The following is a 15,131-nucleotide window of genomic DNA, read 5'->3' on the forward strand; positions in this document are numbered from 1 at the left end:
CGCTGGGGTGACCGCAGCGGAAGGCAAAGACGATGAAAATCAGTGTTGGACAGCTCTCGCCCAGCGGGGTGCTGGAGGAGAACCTGCAGGTGGTCCGCCGGATCGTGGCACGGGCCAAGGATTCCGGGGCCGAGCTGGTGCTCTTCCCCGAGGAGACCATGTTCACGGTCCGCAAGATCGACGGGCCGCTGTCCCCCGTGGTGGATCGGGACTGGAGCACGTTCGTCCAGCAGGTCTCCCTGCTGGCCGCCGAGTTCGGGATCGCCATCGTCGCCGGCGGCTACGAGCCGAGCGGGGAGCCCCAGCCCTACAACACGCTGGTGGTCGTGGACGGAACCGGCAGGATCCTGGGCACCTATCGCAAGATCCACCTCTATGACGCGTTCTCCTACCAGGAGTCCACCCGCATCAAATCCGGTGACGTGGCCGCGGTGCCCGTCTTCGAGATCGGCGGCCTGAAGGTGGGGATCATGACTTGCTATGACATCCGCTTCCCCGAAATGGCCCGCCGCCTCGCCGTGGCCGGTGCCGATGTGGTCCTCGTGGCTGCCGCCTGGTTCAAGGGCGACTTCAAGATCGACCACTGGGAAACGCTGCTCAAGGCGCGGGCCGTGGAGAACACGGTCTGGGTGGCCGCCGCGGGCACCAGCTCGACGAACACCGTGGGGCACTCGGCCATCCTGGACCCCATGGGCATTCCGGTGGATTTCCTGGACGACGAGACCGAGGCGCTGGTGACCGTCGATGTCACCCGCCGCAGGATCGACGAGGTCCGCGAATTCCTGCCGGTGCTCGCCAATCGGCGGATCGGCACAGACGTCAGCGCCTGAGCGCCGCCTCGCGGGCGTTGGCCTCTGCATGTTCCTCCCACTGGTCGGAGGCGGGGATGGCCAACAGCCGGCGGCTGGCAAAGGCCAGGATGACGGCGACGGCGCAGATGCCCGCGCACAGGGCCAACACGCCTGACCAGCCCCAGGCCGCGTAGCCGAACCCGGCGACCAGCGGGGCCAACGGGATGGCCCCCATGGCCAGCAGGTCCAGCGCGCTGTTGGCCCGGCCCAGCAGATGGGTGGGCACCGCGACCGTGAAGTAGCCCAGCAACGAGGCGTTGATGGCCGGTGCGGCGAACATGCTGGCCCCCAACACGGCGCACGCTGCGGGGATCGAGTGCACGAACGGCAACGCGGCCACCGCTGCGGTGCACACCGCCAAGCCCACGGCGCCGAGCCACCCGGTGGACACCCGCCGCACCAGGGGCGGGGCCAGCAGGGCCCCGGCGAGCATCCCTGCCCCGACCGAGGCGGTGGCCAGGCCGATGGTGGCCGGGGATTCGCCCCGTTGCTGCAGGCCGAAGACGACGGCGGTGATGGAGGCATTCATGCCCAGGTTCACGATGGTGGAGATGGCCATGACGCCGCGCAGTTCAGGCCGGTGCAACAGCCAGGAGAAGCCCTCCCACGCCTCGCGCAGATATCCGGTGCGGCCGGATACTGACGATTCCCCGTCGTGGTCTGGGGCGTCGCGCAACGGGCGCAGATCGGCACGGATGCGCAGGACCGAGAACAGGCCCATCAGGTTCAGGACCGCGGTGGCCGCGAACGGCACCGCGTGGCCCAGGACCATCAGGACGCCGCCGACGGGACCGCCGGCGAGGCTGACGACGGCGTCGCGGCCCTGGTTGGCTGCCATGGCCGATCCGACGGCGCGGGGCTCGACGACGGATTTCAAGGCGGCGTTCGGGACCCCGTCGAACAGGCCGCTGCGCACGTTCATCAGCAGGTTCAACACGGTCAGCAGCCAGAAGCCCAGCAGCCCGGCCAGTTGGAAGGCGGCCAGCGCGCTCGCCACGGCCACTCCGGTGGCGGTGCCCAGCAGGATGAGCCGGCGGCGGTCATGCCGGTCGGCCAGGACACCGCCCGGAAGGGTGGCCACGACGCGGCCGACCTGGCCAATGGCGGCGATGATCCCGGCCTGGGCTGGGTCGCCGGTGACGTAGAGGGCCAGCAGCGGGACGGCGAAGTTGTGCAGGGCGCGTCCGAGTCCCGTGGACGTGTCCGTGGCCAGCCACCACCGGTAGTCCCGGTTGCGCCACAAGGCCGGGGGACGGCTGGGGGCCGGCGTCGCCGGCGTCGCCGGGGCCGCCGGGGCCGCCGGGGCCGACGCGGCGGAGGGTGCGGCTGCCGGTTCGGGGTGAAGGGGTTCCATGCGACGAGCGTAGATCCGCACGACAAGTTGCGCAATAGTAGTTGCGCAACTTTCGTTGTGGGTTTGTAGACTGGCCGCATGGATCCTGACAACCAGCCGCCGCGCGCCTCGGACCTCGAGTCACGGGTCATGACCTCGCCGATGCTCAAGGCCATGTCCCATCCGCTGCGGCGGCGGATCGTGTCCGTGCTCGGCGCGCAGGACTACGCCCGCGCCACGGACCTTGCCCGGCAACTCGGGGTCGCCGCGAACACCCTGAGCTTCCACCTCCGCACCCTCGCCGACGCCGGCTTCGTCGAGGAGGCGCCGGAACATGCGCGCGACCGGCGGGACCGGGTATGGAGGGGCGTGAACCAGTCCTACAAGGTCGGCTCGCCCGAGGAACCCGTCGGGCCGGACGACGAGGCGCCGTTGGCGGCCTACCTGCACCAGATGACGATGGACCAGCAGGAGATGGTCGCGAAGGTGCTGGCCTGGGCGCCGAACTATGCCACGGGACGCGAGGCCGATGCCAAGGGCGAACTGAGCATCGGTACGCTGCGGCTGACCCAGGACGAGGCGACGGCCGTCTTCGCCGAGGTCTGCGCGGTGCTGGACCGTGCACGCTCGCTGCACCACGAGCCGTCGCCCTCCGACGAGGCCGACGGGGTGCGCGCCTGGGACTACACGTTCATGGCGGGCCGTGAGGACCTGTAGGGACCGCGGCCGCGAAGTGGACCGGCGGCGCCATTGACGCCCATTAGCCTGACGGATAGCGTTCTGGGCCACGGATGCCGGGTCCGCCGGCACCGGGATCATGCATTCCGGAGGTCGAGATCGTGCAACAAGCAGCCGCCTCGGTCAGTGGGCCCGTTGACCCGTCCCGCGAGCCCGGCACGGGGAGGCTGGCTCTCGTCGGCGTCGTGTTGCTGCTCTCCGGGGTGGCGGGGGCCGTGGCCGAGATCCCGCAGTGGGGCGCGTGCCTCGACGCGCTCTACGGTCCCGCCTGTGTTGCCGGCCAGGAGCACCATCTATACGGCTCGGTGCTGCCGGGCCCTGAGTGGATCGGCGAGCCGTGGGCAGTCCTGCTCCACGGAGCGGCCCTGCTGGGCATCGCCGCCGCCGTCGCCCTGGTGACCGCGGGGAGGCTGGGCCGGGTGTGGCGGGCCCAGGTGGTCTACCCCACGGCGTGCGTCGGCCTGTTGACGTTGATCCCCGGAGTCACGGGCTGGCCATCAACGTGGCGGTGGAGTGGGCCTGGATCATGGTAGTCCCCCTGGTGTTCCTGCTGGCCTGCCTGTGGTCGGGCCCCGGGGGTTCGCGCCCCGCGTCCCGATGGATTCTGGTGCTGCTGGCCCTGTTGGCCCTGACCTCGACGCTGCCGCAGGTGTTCATCGGCATTGCCATCACCGGCCACCATGACACACCACCGGGCTATGGCCTGGTCCAGGCATTACCGGTGGCGGCACTGGGCATCGCAGCGCTCGCCGGGGCAGCGGGGCGCCGGCTGCCCCGGGTTCACAGCGTCCAGTGGGAGCGCCGGGTTTCCGCCGGAAAGGCTCGGCCAAAACGACGGAAACCCGGACACGAGCGGCGTTGGCACCGTTGAGAAGGTGACGGGCCGCCGGTGTGCGCCGCCTGGACGGTACGTTCACGGCAGCTCGGGAGGACCCGAGAAGCGTGAGACAGTCAGTCGACGATCGCCGCCACTGCCTCGATCTCCACGAGCTGGTCGTCATAGCCCAATACCGTGACGCCTAGCAACGTACTGGGCACGTCGTGGTCGCCGAAGGCGTCGCGGACGACCTCCCACGCTGCGACCAGGTCCGACCGCTGCGTGGAGGCGACGAGGACACGGGTGCTGATGACGTCGTGCAGTCCTGCGCCGGCCGCCTCGAGGGCACCGGACAACGTGTCGAGGCAGGCGGCCGCTTGCCCGGCATGATCACCGACGGCCAGCGTGGCCCCCGCCGCGTCGAGCGGGCAGGCGCCGGCCAGGAAGACCAGCCGGGCCTGCGGCGGGGCCGTGGCGGCGTAGGCGTAGTCGACGGCGTCTGACAGGCCCGGGGCCCGGATGAGTTGGACGGCTGAAGGCATGGAACCAGTATGTCCGGTCCGGCCGGGCGCACCAACGGCCCGCCACCGGAAAGGGGGTGACGGGCCGCCGTCGTGCGGTGAAGCCGATGCCCTAGGCGAGCACCTGCCGCTTGGAGGAGACCACGCCGGTGTTGAAGCCGGCCAGGTGAAGCCCGCCGTGGAAGCGCGCGTGCTCGATCTTCACGCAGCGGTCCATGATCGCGTGCATGCCGTACGACTCGGCCAGCTGTGCCGCTTCCTCGTTCCAGATGCCCAGCTGCAGCCACACGGTCTTCGCACCTGCTTGGTGGGCCTCCTCGACGATCCCGGGGGTGTCCTCCGCCTTGCGGAACACCTCGACCAGGTCCGGGACCTCGGGCAGGTCGGCCAGCGACGGGTAGACCGGGTGACCCAGGATCGTGGCGCCCTTGTCGGCGAGGACCGGGTTCACGAAGTAGACCCGGTAGCGCGTCGAGGACAGCAGGTACGTCGCCACGAAGTAGGAGGCGCGGGCGGCCTTGTCGGAGGCGCCGACGATCGCGATGGACTGTGTTGCGCGCAGGATGTTCAGGCGTTCGGGGGCGGACGGGCCGACCCAGTTGCGTTCTGCGGTTGCGGCACTCATTGGGCGGCTCCGATCTGCTCGCCGGCACCTGCCGGGACCGCACAGGCCGCACCGTCCTTGGCCGAGGCGTCGGAGGGGGTGGCGGAGGCCTGCTGGGAGGCGGTCAGCGCCTGGTCCAGGTCCCAGACGATGTCCTCGACATCCTCCAGGCCGACGGAGAGCCGGATCAGGTCCTCCGGCACGCCGGCTGCGGCCAGCTGGTCCGCGGACAGCTGCTGGTGCGTGGTCGAGCCCGGGTGCAGGACCAGGGTGCGGGCATCGCCGATGTTGGCCAGGTGGCTGGCCAGCTGCAGCGCCTCGATGAACCGTCCACCGGCCTCGCGGCCTCCCGCAACACCGAAGCTGAAGACCGAGCCGACGCCGTCGGGCAGCAGCTCCTTCGCCCGCTCGTGCTGCGGGTGGGAGGGCAGTGCCGCATAGTTCACGTACGTCACGCGCGGGTCGGCTTCGAGCCATTCGGCGACGCGCTGGGCATTGGCCAGGTGGGCGTCCATGCGCTGCGGGAGCGTCTCGACGCCCTGCAGCAGCTGGAAGGCCGACTGGGCGGAGAGCGAGGGCCCGATGTCGCGCAGCTGCTCGGAGCGCAGCTTGGTGAGGAACCCGTACTCGCCGAAGTTCCCCCACCAGGACACATTGCCGTAGGAGGGGACCGGTTCGGTCATGGTCGGGAACTTCCCATTGCCCCAATTGAACCGCCCGGATTCGACGACGACGCCGCCCAGGGTGGTGCCGTGGCCGCCGAGGAACTTGGTGGCCGAGTGGATGACGATGTCGGCCCCGTGCTCGATCGGGCGCAGGATGTAGGGCGGGGTGAGTGTGGAGTCCACGATCAGCGGGATGCCGGCCTCGTGGGCGACGGCGGCCAGGCCCTTCAGGTCGGCCAGGTCGCCGGAGGGGTTGGCCACGATCTCGGTGTAGAGTGCCTTGGTCTCCGGGCGGATCTCGGCGGCGAAGTCGGCCGCCTCGTTGCTGTCCACGAACGTGGTCTCGACCCCGAAGCGGCGCAGCGTCACGTCCAACTGGGTGATGGTGCCGCCGTAGAGCTTGGAGGAGGCCACGATGTGGTCCCCGGCCTGCGTCAGCGCCGCGAAGGTGATGAATTCGGCGGCCATGCCGGAGGCGGTGGCCACCGCGCCGATCCCGCCCTCCAGCGAGGCGATGCGCTCCTCGAACGCGGCGACCGTGGGGTTGCCGATCCGCGAGTAGATGTTGCCGTACTTCTGCAGGGCGAACAGGTTGGCGGCGTCGTCGGTGTCCTTGAACACGAACGAAGTCGACTGGTAGATCGGCACGGCACGGGCGCCATGCTCGGCATCGGGGGTGCCCCCGGCGTGCAGGGCGCGCGTACGGAATCCGAACTGGTGATCCGACATCTAGGCGTTGGCTCCTTCGAGGTTGGTTTCCGGCTGCTGCCGATCCCGGCCATGGTGCGGTCCGCCGGGGGAACCGTGCAGCGGTTCACGCTGCGCTCCATCGTCTCTGGCGTTAGCACCGCGCCGGTGGGTTCCGGTGGTTGCTGCGGCGTCAACAAGCCAGATCTCTCGGCCGCTCGGGATGGTTCCCTCCATGGTCGCAAACCCTGGGCCGGCATCAAAGAATGTTGCGCAGCGTGGCAGCCGGGGGCGCCCCCCGTAGGCTGGAGGCATGGGAACACGCATCGCACTGGTCCGCCACGGGGAGACCGACTGGAACGCCGAAGGACGCCTCCAGGGCCAAACCGACATCCCCCTGAACGGCGCTGGCCGCGATCAGGCAGAGACGGCGGCGCGGGAGCTGGAACGCTTGGGGCACGACGGCGGCGCCTGGGATCTGCTGGTCTCCTCGCCCCTGGGGCGGGCCGTGGAAACGGCATCCATCATCGGCGACCGCCTCGGACTGCACGCCATCGCGCCGGTGGAGGGGCTGCAGGAACGCCACTACGGCGCGGGCGAGGGCCGGGTGGTCGCGGGCATGGACCGTGCAACCCTGGACGCCTTGCTGGCCACCGCCGAGCCGGAGGCCGAGGTGGTGGACCGGGCGGTTCAGGCACTGCGCGGGATCGTCTGCGCGCACCCCGGGACGAAGATGATCGTCGTCGCCCACGGCACCCTGATCCGGCTCCTGGTCGGCTCGCTGCGGGGCGTGGTCCACCCGCGGGTGCTCAACGGCGAGGTCGTCGAAGTCGACGCCGACCTGCTGGCGGCCCCGGTTCCCGCGGGTGCCCCGGGCTGAGGCCCCTCGCCTACGCCCCGGCCAACAGCAGGCTTTCGCCGACCTCGGCCCGGCGGTAGAACACTTCGCGACCGGCGCGGAGCGGCACGGCCAGCCCGCCCTCGGACATGACCTTCAGATGGGTGCTGACCGTCGCCGGGGCGAGATCGAGTGCACAGGAGAGCTGCGTCGTCGTCATCGGGACATCGAGTTGGGCGAGGATCTGCGCCCGCGTCTTCCCGAGCAGCTTGGCCAGCGGTGCGTCGGGGCAGGACGGCGCCGATTCCCAGAGCCGGCCCACACCACGCGGGGCGTAGGTCAGGGTCGGGACGAACGGGGCGACGTTGAGCACCAGGGTTTCGGGCCAGATGAACGCGTTGGGGACCAGGATCAGACCCGAGCCGGGGTCTGGCGGGATGTCGGCGTCGCAGTCGCGCACGATGTCCAGTCCGGTGGCCGTGGGGATCACGCTGGGGTGCAGGGATTTCAGGACCTCGTGGATCCCGTGCTGGGAGATCTGCGCCAGGCGCCAGTCGATGTCGGCGAGTTGCAGGGACCGCAACCGAGGCCACCAGTCCCGGATGGCCAGCGCCCAGTACCAGCGCAGGGCGTCAACGATCAGGGCGATGCCCGCCGCCAGGTCCTGCAGCAGCAGGTCCACCGTCCGCACGTGGCGCGGCGTGGGCTCGAACCGGCGGAGGTACTCGAGGTTGTCCCGCCAGATGTCGGGGTCGACGTTGGCCACGTCGGCCAGCGAGGCCTCGAAGTCGCCGTGGCGGGACGGCGTGGGGGTCAGCGCATCGGCCAGGTACGCCTGCGGGCGCACGAGGGTCGCCAGGATGTCCACGTGGCGTGCCCTGTCCGGGTCCGCTGAGTCGGACAGGGCCTGGCGGGTGGCCTGGACCCAGGGGCGGTGGATGGCCGGTTGGCGTTGCAGGGTGCGGATGCTGGCCACGGTTTCCCAGAGCGGCGAGGACTCGAACCTGATGCGGGTCAGGTCCTCCGGGGTCAGCGTGATGTGCATGGAATCAGCGTAGGGGCGCCCGGGCCAACCCGCGAGGGTTCGGCGTGGGCCGAATCGTGGCGGGGGCGGGAGCGGTGCGCGGACGCTGGTTCCATGACCACGAACCGCGCTTTCCTTCCCTTGACCGCCACCACCGATTCGGGCGCCCGCCGCCCGGCCCGCGCGAACCCGCTGCTGCGGGTGCTCCGGGCCATCGGCGGTTTCTACAGGGTGAATTGGCAGCGCGCCGCCGCCCAGGAATACGAGTACGTGCGGCTCCGCGACGACGCGGTCCGGAAGTACACAGCAGCGTCCGGCGGCCGGATGTGACCGGCGACCGGCCCCGGCCTACGCCGGGGAGCAGATCCGCTGCAGTTCCGGGATGCAGGGTTCGTTCTGCAGGCTGGTCGTATCTCCCAGCGCCGTTCCCTCGAACAGCTGGGTCAGCAGCCGGCGCATGATCTTCCCCGACCGGGTCTTGGGCACGTCCGGGACGAACACGATGTCGCGGGGCTTGGCGATCGGGCCGATCTGCGTGGCGACGTGCGCGCGCAGTTCCGCTGCAGCGGCCAGCTGTTCGGGACTGGACCCGGCGGCGGTGCCGGCGCCGATGAGCGAGTGGTCGTGGGGGACCACGAACGCGGTGGCAGCATGGCCGGTCTTCGCATCGGTGGTCGGGCAGACCCCCGCCTCGACCACCGCGGGGTGGGAGACCAGCGCCGATTCGATCTCGATGGTGGAGAGCAGGTGTCCGGAGACGTTCAGCGCGTCGTCGGTGCGGCCCAGGATCCAGGCGTCCCCGTCGTCGTCGTACTTGGCGCCGTCGCCGGCGAGGAACCAGCCCCGGGCCGCGTACTTCTCCCAGTAGCTGGTGAAGTAGCGTTCCGGGTTGCCCCACACGGTGCGGGCCATGGCCGGGCCGGTGGAGGTGAGCACGATGTTTCCCTGGACTTGTGCCGGGACCCGGGCTCCGTCGTCGTCCACGATGGCGGTGGAGACCCCGGGCAGGGCGCGCGTGCCGCAGCCGGGTTTGAAAACGGTGTCGGAGGGGCGGGGGGAGAGGATGGTGGCCCCGGTTTCGGACTGCCACCAGGTGTCCACCATCGGGATGCCGGAGTCCGGTTCGCCGGGGACCAGCGAGTCGCGGCCGACTTGGGTGCGCAGCCAGCGCCAGGCCTCCGGGTTGACCGCTTCGCCGACCGTGCCGGCCAGGCGGATGGAGGAGAAGTCGTGGTCGGCGGGGATGCCGTCGGGGAACCAGCCCATGAGCGAGCGGACCAGGGTGGGGGCGGTGTAGTAGCTGGTCACCGAGTAGCGTTCGATGATCTCGAAGTGCCGGCCCGGGTGCGGGGCGTTGGGCACGCCCTCGTAGATGACCTGGGTGACGCCGTTGGAGAGCGGGCCGTAGATCTCGTAGGTGTGGGCGGTGACCCAGGCCAGGTCGGCGGTGCACCAGTGGACGTCGTGGCGGCGGCGGGCCGGGTCGGGGTGGGAGAAGAGGAATTCGTGGCTGAAGGATGCCTGGGTGAGGTAGCCGCCGGTGGTGTGCACCAGGCCCTTGGGCTGGCCGGTGGTGCCCGAGGTGTACATGATGAACAGCGGGTGCTCGGCGTCGAACGCCTCGGCGGTGTGCGTGCGCGGCTGGGTCTCGACCGCCTCGTGCCACCACAGGTCCCGGCCGGCGGTCCAGGCGATGTCGCTGCCGGTGCGGCGGATGACCAACACGTGTTCGATCGCGTTGTCCCCGGCCACCGCTGCGTCGGCGTTGTCCTTGACCGGGACCGCTGTACCGCGGCGATACTGCCCGTCGGTGGTGACCAGCAGCTTGGCTCCGGTGTCCTCCACACGGAACCGCAGGGCCTCGGCGGAGAAACCACCGAAGACCAGTGAATGCACCGCACCGATGCGGGCGCACGCCAGGGTGATGACCACTGTCTCCACCAACACCGGCAGGTAGATGACCACCCGGTCGCCGGCGCCGATGCCCAGTGCGGTCAGGGCGTTGGCTGCCTGGGAGACCAGGCCGGTCAGCTCCGCATAGGTGATGGTGCGGCGGTCCCCGGGTTCGCCCTCGAAATGCAGGGCCACCTTGTCCCCGCGGCCGGCGGCGACGTGGCGGTCGGCGCAGTTCACCGCGGCGTTCAGCGTCCCGCCCTCGAACCAGCGCAGCTCGGGGCCCCTGCGGGCCTGCGGGTCCACGCCGGTGGAGGAATGGACGGTGTGCCAGGGGTCGACCCAGTCGAGCCGGGCCGCGGCGGCGGCCCAGAAGTCAAGGCGTTCGGCCTCGGTGGCGAACACCGCGTCGGGGTCGACGGCGGACGCGTCCAGGGGGACGGTGGTGGATGCAGGGGCAGTGCTCATGAAATCAGCTCCATCGGTCATGGCAGAAGCACCTGTGCCGGATACCGCAACACCTGGGGTGCTGCGCTGCCCGGCGTGGTTGCTGCGGCGTCACGGAGCCACGTCTCTCGGCCGCTCGGGATGGGTTCCCCTCCACTGAATCCCAGCGGGCGGGGTCCGGGCAACTTCTGCGACGCGTTGCGAAATATTTCATCCGGGGTGTTGCGGGGATCCGGCCGCTGAACAAATGGCACGAAAAACCCCGAAATCACCGCCATCGTTCGATGTCGGGTGGTGGTCCGGCGGGGGTGCTCCCGGGGTGGGGCGGGGCGTCATGTGGGGGACGGCGGTTGTCGCGGGGGGACTTCGTATGGCCCAATGGAGGCAGTAACCATCCAGAGCGGCCGAGAGATCTGGCTCGATGACGCCGCAGCAACCCCTTCCCGTTCACCCGGGAGGAAGGTGCTCACGCCGGAACCGATGGAGTGATTGCCAATGTCCGCTGTGCCGATCGACGAGGTGGCCCCCCGTCACCTGATCAAGCTGACCCCCGGCGTGCCCGCCGACTCCCGCTACGACGAACTCGCAGCAATCTTCCGTCCCGTGTTCGCGCGCATCGCCGAGGGCGCAGCGGAGCGCGATGCCGGGCGGATCCTGCCCATCGAACAGGTCGGCTGGCTGAACCAGGTCCGGTTCGGCGCCCTGCGCGTCCCGCGCGCAGCCGGCGGGTACGGCGCCTCCCTGGTGGACTCCTTCCGCCTGCTGATCGAACTCGGGGAGGCCGACTCGCAGATCGCCCAGCTGTTGCGTTCGCACATCGGCTTCGTCGAATCGGTGCTGCTGCTCGAGGACGAGTCGGTGAAGGCCCGCTGGTTTGCCCGCTTCGCCACGGGCCAGATCGTCGGCAACGCCTACACCGAACGCAGTGGCAACGACCTGGGGAAGCTGAACACCGTCGTCGAGCCGACCGGCACCGGATGGCTGCTCACCGGGCAGAAGTACTACTGCACCGGAACGATCTTCGCCGACTGGGTCGCGGTCACCGCATCGGCGTCCGGAGTTCCCGGCCGGCACATCGCCGTGGTCTCCACCCGGCATTCTGCGGTGCGGATCCATGACGACTGGGACGGCTTCGGCCAGCAGCTCACCGGCACCGGTTCCACGACCTTTGAGCGGGTCCCGGTCGACACCCTGCTGGATCCTGCGGTCCTGGAAGTGCATCCGGAGTCGGCCATCTTCCAGCTGGTCCTGCTCGCCGTCCAGGCGGGCATCGCCCGCGCCGTGCTCGCCGACGCGCGGGCCCACACCCAGCTGAGGACCCGCGCCTTCAGCACCGGGACCGGGGTGGCCTCACGCCGTGAGCCCCAGGTACTGCAGGTCATCGGGGAGATCTCCGCGACGACCTTCGCCGTGGATGCGATCGTGCTGGCTGCCACCGCCGAACTCGAGGAGGCGATCGGCCAACCGGGCCTGAGCGCCGCCGAGCAGTATGCGATCTGCGAGCTCGCTGCCAACCGCGCGCAGTCCGCCGTGCAGCCGCTGGTCCTGCAGGCCGCCACCGCGCTTTTCGACGGCCTCGGCGCCTCATCGACTTCCACCCGCTGCAACCTCGACCGCCACTGGCGCAATGCGCGCACCGTGGCCACGCACAACCCCGCCATGTACAAGTCCCGCATCGTCGGCGACTACGAGGTCAACGCCACGGCCCCGCGCAAGCTCAGCGCCGTCGGCGACCTCAGGACCACCGAAGGAGAACAATGAGCACCACACCGGCACGACGCCACGTCCGCCTCAACGCATTCGACATGAACTGCGTGGTCCACCAGTCGCCCGGCCTCTGGCGCCACCCACAGGACCAGGCCTGGCGCTACAAGGAGCTCGGCTACTGGACCGGACTGGCCAAGACCCTGGAAAAGGGCCTCTTCGACGGCCTGTTCATCGCCGACGTGCTGGGCACCTACGACGTCTACGGCTCCACCAATTCCGTGCCGCTCTCCGCCGGCGCGCAGGTCCCGGTCAACGACCCCTTCCTGCTGGTCTCGGCCATGGCCTCCGTCACCGAGCACCTGGGCTTCGGCGTCACCGCCGGCACCGCCTACGAGCACCCCTACCCGTTCGCCCGCCGCCTGGCCACCCTGGACCACCTGACCAACGGGCGCATCGGCTGGAACGTCGTCACCGGCTACCTGCCCTCCGCCGCCCGCAACATGGGCCAGGAAGACCAGATGGAACACGACGAGCGCTATGACCACGCCGATGAATACCTCGAGGTCGTCTACAAGCTGCTCGAGGGCTCCTGGGAGGACGACGCCGTCCTCCGCGACCGTGAGTCCGGCGTCTACACCGACCCGTCCAAGGTCCACGAGATCGGCCACCAGGGCAAGTACTTCAAGGTGCCGGGCATTGCCATCACCGAACCCTCGGTGCAGCGCACCCCGGTCATCTACCAGGCAGGCGCCTCCAAGCGCGGGCTGGAATTCGCCGGGGAGAACGCCGAATCGGTCTTCGTGAACTGCCCCACCAAGGAACTGCTCGTGGAATCGGTGCAGAAGATCCGCGCCAATGCCGTGGCCGCCGGACGCGATGCCCACGACGTCAGGATCTACACCATGCAGACCATCATCACCGGGGCCACCAGCGAGGAGGCGCAGGCCAAGTACGAGGACTACGCCTCCTACACCGACCTGGACGGCGCCCTGGCACTGCTCTCCGGCTGGACCGGCATCGACATGTCCCAGTACGACCTCGATGACGTGATCGGGGAGGACGTGCAGTCCAACGCCATCCAGTCCTCGGTCGAGACGTTCAAGAAGGCCTCCGGCGACAACGGCAAGCCCTGGACCATCCGCCAGCTCGCCGAATGGATCGGCGTCGGCGGATTCGGCCCGGTCACGGTCGGCAGCGGCGCGGAAGTCGCGGCCAAGCTCGTCGAATGGGTCCAGGACACCGACGTCGACGGGTTCAACCTGGCCTACGCCATCACCCCGGGCACGTTCGAGGACGTCGTGGAACATGTCATCCCCGAACTGCAGGCCCTGGGCGCCTACCCCACCGAATACGAGCCCGGCACCCTGCGCCAGAAGCTCTTCGGGGCCGGCGACCGGGTGAAGGACACCCACCGCGCCGCAGGCTACCGCCTGGCCACCGCCGAGCTGCCCACCAGCTAGGGAACCGCACCACCACCATCCAGAGCGGCTGAGAGACCTGGCTCGTTGACGCCGCAGCAACCACCCCCCGAGGGCTGGTGCTCCTGCCAGGACCGATGGAGAGGCCTTTCTTCGTCCCCGTCCGCCCGGAACCGGCGGACGGGGGTGCGGGCGGGCTCTTCCCCGGCATGACCCGAGGAGGACCAGACATGACCACAAGCAGCACCACTTCAACCCCACAACCACCGCACATGCGATCCCGCGTCGCCGTTGCCAGCCTGGTGGGCACCACCATCGAGGGCTACGACTTCGTCCTCTACGGCCTGGCCGCGGCCACCGTGTTCGGCCCGCTGTTCTTCGCCCCCGCCGACCCGCTGATCGGCACCATGGCGGCCTTCGCCACCTACGCGGTCGGCTTCATCGCCCGCCCCATCGGTGGCGTGCTCGGCGGCCACTTCGGGGACCGGATCGGGCGCAAGACAGTCCTGGTCGCCTCCCTGCTGCTCACCGGCCTGGCCACCACGGCCATCGGCCTGCTGCCCACCCACGACACCGCCGGCTGGATTGCCCCGGCACTGCTGCTGGCCCTGCGCGTGCTGCAGGGGATCGGTTACGGCGCCGAATGGGCCGGAGCCGCCCTGATGACCGTCGAACATGCTGCCCCCGGCAAGCGCGGGTTCACCAGCAGCGCCACCCAGATCGGCCCCAGCGCCGGCATGCTGCTGGCCACCGGCGTCCTGCTCGCCCTCGAATCGTCCATGCCCGAGGACGCCTACCTGGCCTGGGGTTGGCGCTTGCCGTTCCTGGCCAGCATCCTGCTGGTCGTCGTCGGGTTGGTGGTGCGCCTGAAGATCCAGGACAGTGCCTCGTTCAAGCGCATCGTGGACACCGGCGCCGTCGCGCGCCGCCCCGTGTTGGAATCGCTGCGCACCCACCCCCGCCAGGTCGCCCTGACCACCGGGCTGCGGCTGGCCCAGAACGCGTTCTACTACGTCTACACCGTCTTCATCCTCACCTACCTCGCCCAGGGTGGCACCAGCCGTGAAACCGGTTTGCAGGCCATCCTCATCGCCTCGGCCCTCGGCCTGGTTTCCGTCCCCTTCTGGGGCTGGGTATCGGACCGGCTCGGCCGCCGCCGCACCTACCTCTTCGGCGGGATCTTCAGCATCCTGGTGGCCCTCATTGCCTTCCCGCTGCTGGACACCGGGAACTTCGTGCTCATCGTCTTCACCGTGGTGCTGGGCATGAACATCGGGCACGACGCCATGTACGGACCGCAGGCGGCGTTCTTCTCCGAACTCTTCGACACCCGGGTGCGCTTCAGCGGAGTCTCGCTGGGCTACCAGATCGGTTCGGTCCTCGGCGGCGGCCTGGCCCCGCTGGTCGCCACCGCCCTGCTGGCAGCCGGGGGTGGCAGCCCCTTCTGGGTGATCGCCTACTTCGTCGGCGTCGGGGCCATCACCCTGGTCACCACACTGCTCGCCCCGGAAACCGGGGCGCGTGACCTGGATGCACGGCACGACGCCGATGCCTCCTCCCAGCCCGAGCCCGCCACCATCAGTTAGGA

At 69.8% G+C, this 15,131-nt stretch carries 15 protein-coding genes and 3 riboswitches; of the genes, 9 read left to right on the top strand and 6 right to left on the bottom strand.

The window, feature by feature from the left end; genetic code table 11:
• The first annotated feature begins 32 nt into the window (after positions 1–32).
• Positions 33–830 carry a carbon-nitrogen hydrolase family protein gene (locus tag ACN0TP_RS05780; RefSeq protein ID WP_417217618.1) on the top strand — a complete coding sequence of 266 codons (798 nt, stop codon included), beginning with the start codon at positions 33–35 and terminating at the stop codon, positions 828–830.
• Here ACN0TP_RS05780 and ACN0TP_RS05785 read toward each other — a convergent pair.
• Positions 820–2,205 carry an MFS transporter gene (locus ACN0TP_RS05785; protein WP_417217620.1) on the bottom strand — a complete coding sequence of 462 codons (1,386 nt, stop codon included), beginning with the start codon at positions 2,203–2,205 and terminating at the stop codon, positions 820–822. The two genes, ACN0TP_RS05780 and ACN0TP_RS05785, sit on opposite strands and share 11 nt — an antisense overlap.
• Before the next feature lie 78 nt (positions 2,206–2,283).
• Here ACN0TP_RS05785 and ACN0TP_RS05790 point away from each other — a divergent pair, with 78 nt between their 5' ends.
• The 3 genes from ACN0TP_RS05790 (at position 2,284) to ACN0TP_RS05800 (ending at position 3,793) form a co-directional block, all read left to right on the top strand.
• Complete coding sequence (locus tag ACN0TP_RS05790) at positions 2,284–2,901, top strand: ArsR/SmtB family transcription factor (protein WP_417217622.1); 618 nt, start codon at positions 2,284–2,286, stop codon at positions 2,899–2,901.
• A 122-nt stretch (positions 2,902–3,023) separates the two neighbouring features.
• A complete protein-coding gene (locus ACN0TP_RS05795; protein WP_417217624.1) occupies positions 3,024–3,455 on the top strand; it encodes a hypothetical protein in 432 nt (143 codons plus the stop codon).
• Positions 3,449–3,793 (top strand): hypothetical protein, encoded by a 345-nt coding sequence (locus ACN0TP_RS05800; RefSeq protein ID WP_417217625.1) that lies wholly within the window; start codon positions 3,449–3,451, stop codon positions 3,791–3,793. The genes ACN0TP_RS05795 and ACN0TP_RS05800 overlap by 7 nt, the downstream gene beginning before the upstream one ends.
• Before the next feature lie 80 nt (positions 3,794–3,873).
• Here ACN0TP_RS05800 and ACN0TP_RS05805 read toward each other — a convergent pair whose 3' ends face one another.
• From ACN0TP_RS05805 to ACN0TP_RS05815, 3 genes are all read right to left on the bottom strand, one after another.
• Positions 3,874–4,281, bottom strand: a complete 408-nt coding sequence (locus ACN0TP_RS05805; protein WP_417217627.1) for a RidA family protein — start codon at positions 4,279–4,281, stop codon at positions 3,874–3,876.
• 91 nt (positions 4,282–4,372) lie between these two features.
• The gene (locus tag ACN0TP_RS05810) at positions 4,373–4,885 is read right to left on the bottom strand and encodes a CoA-binding protein (RefSeq protein WP_417217629.1); all 513 of its coding nucleotides are present in this window, start codon (positions 4,883–4,885) and stop codon (positions 4,373–4,375) included.
• The gene (locus ACN0TP_RS05815; RefSeq protein WP_417217631.1) at positions 4,882–6,258 is read right to left on the bottom strand and encodes an O-acetylhomoserine aminocarboxypropyltransferase/cysteine synthase family protein; all 1,377 of its coding nucleotides are present in this window, start codon (positions 6,256–6,258) and stop codon (positions 4,882–4,884) included. The genes ACN0TP_RS05810 and ACN0TP_RS05815 overlap by 4 nt, the downstream gene beginning before the upstream one ends.
• 94 nt (positions 6,259–6,352) lie before the next feature.
• Positions 6,353–6,446, bottom strand: a riboswitch (SAM riboswitch).
• 83 nt (positions 6,447–6,529) lie between these two features.
• Between ACN0TP_RS05815 and ACN0TP_RS05820 the strand changes: the two genes are divergently transcribed.
• Positions 6,530–7,096, top strand: coding sequence for a histidine phosphatase family protein (locus ACN0TP_RS05820; protein ID WP_417217632.1), 567 nt, complete (start codon positions 6,530–6,532; stop codon positions 7,094–7,096).
• A gap of 10 nt (positions 7,097–7,106) precedes the next feature.
• Here ACN0TP_RS05820 and ACN0TP_RS05825 read toward each other — a convergent pair whose 3' ends face one another.
• The gene (locus ACN0TP_RS05825) at positions 7,107–8,099 is read right to left on the bottom strand and encodes an ArsR/SmtB family transcription factor (RefSeq protein ID WP_417217633.1); all 993 of its coding nucleotides are present in this window, start codon (positions 8,097–8,099) and stop codon (positions 7,107–7,109) included.
• 93 nt (positions 8,100–8,192) lie between these two features.
• On the opposite strand from ACN0TP_RS05825, the gene ACN0TP_RS05830 reads away from it, so the two are divergent.
• Positions 8,193–8,408: a hypothetical protein gene (locus ACN0TP_RS05830; protein ID WP_417217635.1), complete on the top strand. Its 216-nt coding sequence runs from the start codon at positions 8,193–8,195 to the stop codon at positions 8,406–8,408.
• An 18-nt stretch (positions 8,409–8,426) separates the two neighbouring features.
• Here ACN0TP_RS05830 and acs read toward each other — a convergent pair whose 3' ends face one another.
• The gene (gene acs / locus ACN0TP_RS05835) at positions 8,427–10,439 is read right to left on the bottom strand and encodes an acetate--CoA ligase (protein WP_417217636.1); all 2,013 of its coding nucleotides are present in this window, start codon (positions 10,437–10,439) and stop codon (positions 8,427–8,429) included.
• Between the two features lie 367 nt (positions 10,440–10,806).
• A riboswitch (SAM riboswitch) is annotated at positions 10,807–10,905 on the top strand.
• A gap of 8 nt (positions 10,906–10,913) precedes the next feature.
• On the opposite strand from acs, the gene ACN0TP_RS05840 reads away from it, so the two are divergent.
• The 3 genes from ACN0TP_RS05840 to ACN0TP_RS05850 all read left to right on the top strand — a co-directional run bounded on the left by ACN0TP_RS05840 (position 10,914) and on the right by ACN0TP_RS05850 (position 15,129).
• Complete coding sequence (locus ACN0TP_RS05840; protein ID WP_417217638.1) at positions 10,914–12,179, top strand: acyl-CoA dehydrogenase family protein; 1,266 nt, start codon at positions 10,914–10,916, stop codon at positions 12,177–12,179.
• A complete protein-coding gene (locus ACN0TP_RS05845) occupies positions 12,176–13,585 on the top strand; it encodes an LLM class flavin-dependent oxidoreductase (RefSeq protein WP_417217640.1) in 1,410 nt (469 codons plus the stop codon). The genes ACN0TP_RS05840 and ACN0TP_RS05845 overlap by 4 nt, the downstream gene beginning before the upstream one ends.
• 12 nt (positions 13,586–13,597) lie before the next feature.
• Positions 13,598–13,687: riboswitch (SAM riboswitch) on the top strand.
• 86 nt (positions 13,688–13,773) lie between these two features.
• Positions 13,774–15,129 (top strand): MFS transporter, encoded by a 1,356-nt coding sequence (locus ACN0TP_RS05850; protein ID WP_417217642.1) that lies wholly within the window; start codon positions 13,774–13,776, stop codon positions 15,127–15,129.
• Positions 15,130–15,131 lie beyond the last annotated feature (2 nt).

This window comes from Arthrobacter sp. (assembly GCF_048266065.1).
In the GTDB taxonomy this organism is placed as follows: domain Bacteria; phylum Actinomycetota; class Actinomycetes; order Actinomycetales; family Micrococcaceae; genus Arthrobacter_H.

What these genes read in the sequence shown, in the direction of transcription:
- ACN0TP_RS05780 (WP_417217618.1), top strand. Translation starts at nt 33, where the DNA reads ATGAAAATCAGTGTTGGACAGCTCTCGCCCAGCGGGGTGCTGGAGGAG.
- ACN0TP_RS05785 (WP_417217620.1), bottom strand. Translation starts at nt 2,205, where the DNA reads ATGGAACCCCTTCACCCCGAACCGGCAGCCGCACCCTCCGCCGCGTCG.
- ACN0TP_RS05790 (WP_417217622.1), top strand. Translation starts at nt 2,284, where the DNA reads ATGGATCCTGACAACCAGCCGCCGCGCGCCTCGGACCTCGAGTCACGG.
- ACN0TP_RS05800 (WP_417217625.1), top strand. Translation starts at nt 3,449, where the DNA reads ATGGTAGTCCCCCTGGTGTTCCTGCTGGCCTGCCTGTGGTCGGGCCCC.
- ACN0TP_RS05805 (WP_417217627.1), bottom strand. Translation starts at nt 4,281, where the DNA reads ATGCCTTCAGCCGTCCAACTCATCCGGGCCCCGGGCCTGTCAGACGCC.
- ACN0TP_RS05810 (WP_417217629.1), bottom strand. Translation starts at nt 4,885, where the DNA reads ATGAGTGCCGCAACCGCAGAACGCAACTGGGTCGGCCCGTCCGCCCCC.
- ACN0TP_RS05815 (WP_417217631.1), bottom strand. Translation starts at nt 6,258, where the DNA reads ATGTCGGATCACCAGTTCGGATTCCGTACGCGCGCCCTGCACGCCGGG.
- ACN0TP_RS05820 (WP_417217632.1), top strand. Translation starts at nt 6,530, where the DNA reads ATGGGAACACGCATCGCACTGGTCCGCCACGGGGAGACCGACTGGAAC.
- ACN0TP_RS05825 (WP_417217633.1), bottom strand. Translation starts at nt 8,099, where the DNA reads ATGCACATCACGCTGACCCCGGAGGACCTGACCCGCATCAGGTTCGAG.
- ACN0TP_RS05830 (WP_417217635.1), top strand. Translation starts at nt 8,193, where the DNA reads ATGACCACGAACCGCGCTTTCCTTCCCTTGACCGCCACCACCGATTCG.
- acs (WP_417217636.1), bottom strand. Translation starts at nt 10,439, where the DNA reads ATGAGCACTGCCCCTGCATCCACCACCGTCCCCCTGGACGCGTCCGCC.
- ACN0TP_RS05840 (WP_417217638.1), top strand. Translation starts at nt 10,914, where the DNA reads ATGTCCGCTGTGCCGATCGACGAGGTGGCCCCCCGTCACCTGATCAAG.
- ACN0TP_RS05845 (WP_417217640.1), top strand. Translation starts at nt 12,176, where the DNA reads ATGAGCACCACACCGGCACGACGCCACGTCCGCCTCAACGCATTCGAC.
- ACN0TP_RS05850 (WP_417217642.1), top strand. Translation starts at nt 13,774, where the DNA reads ATGACCACAAGCAGCACCACTTCAACCCCACAACCACCGCACATGCGA.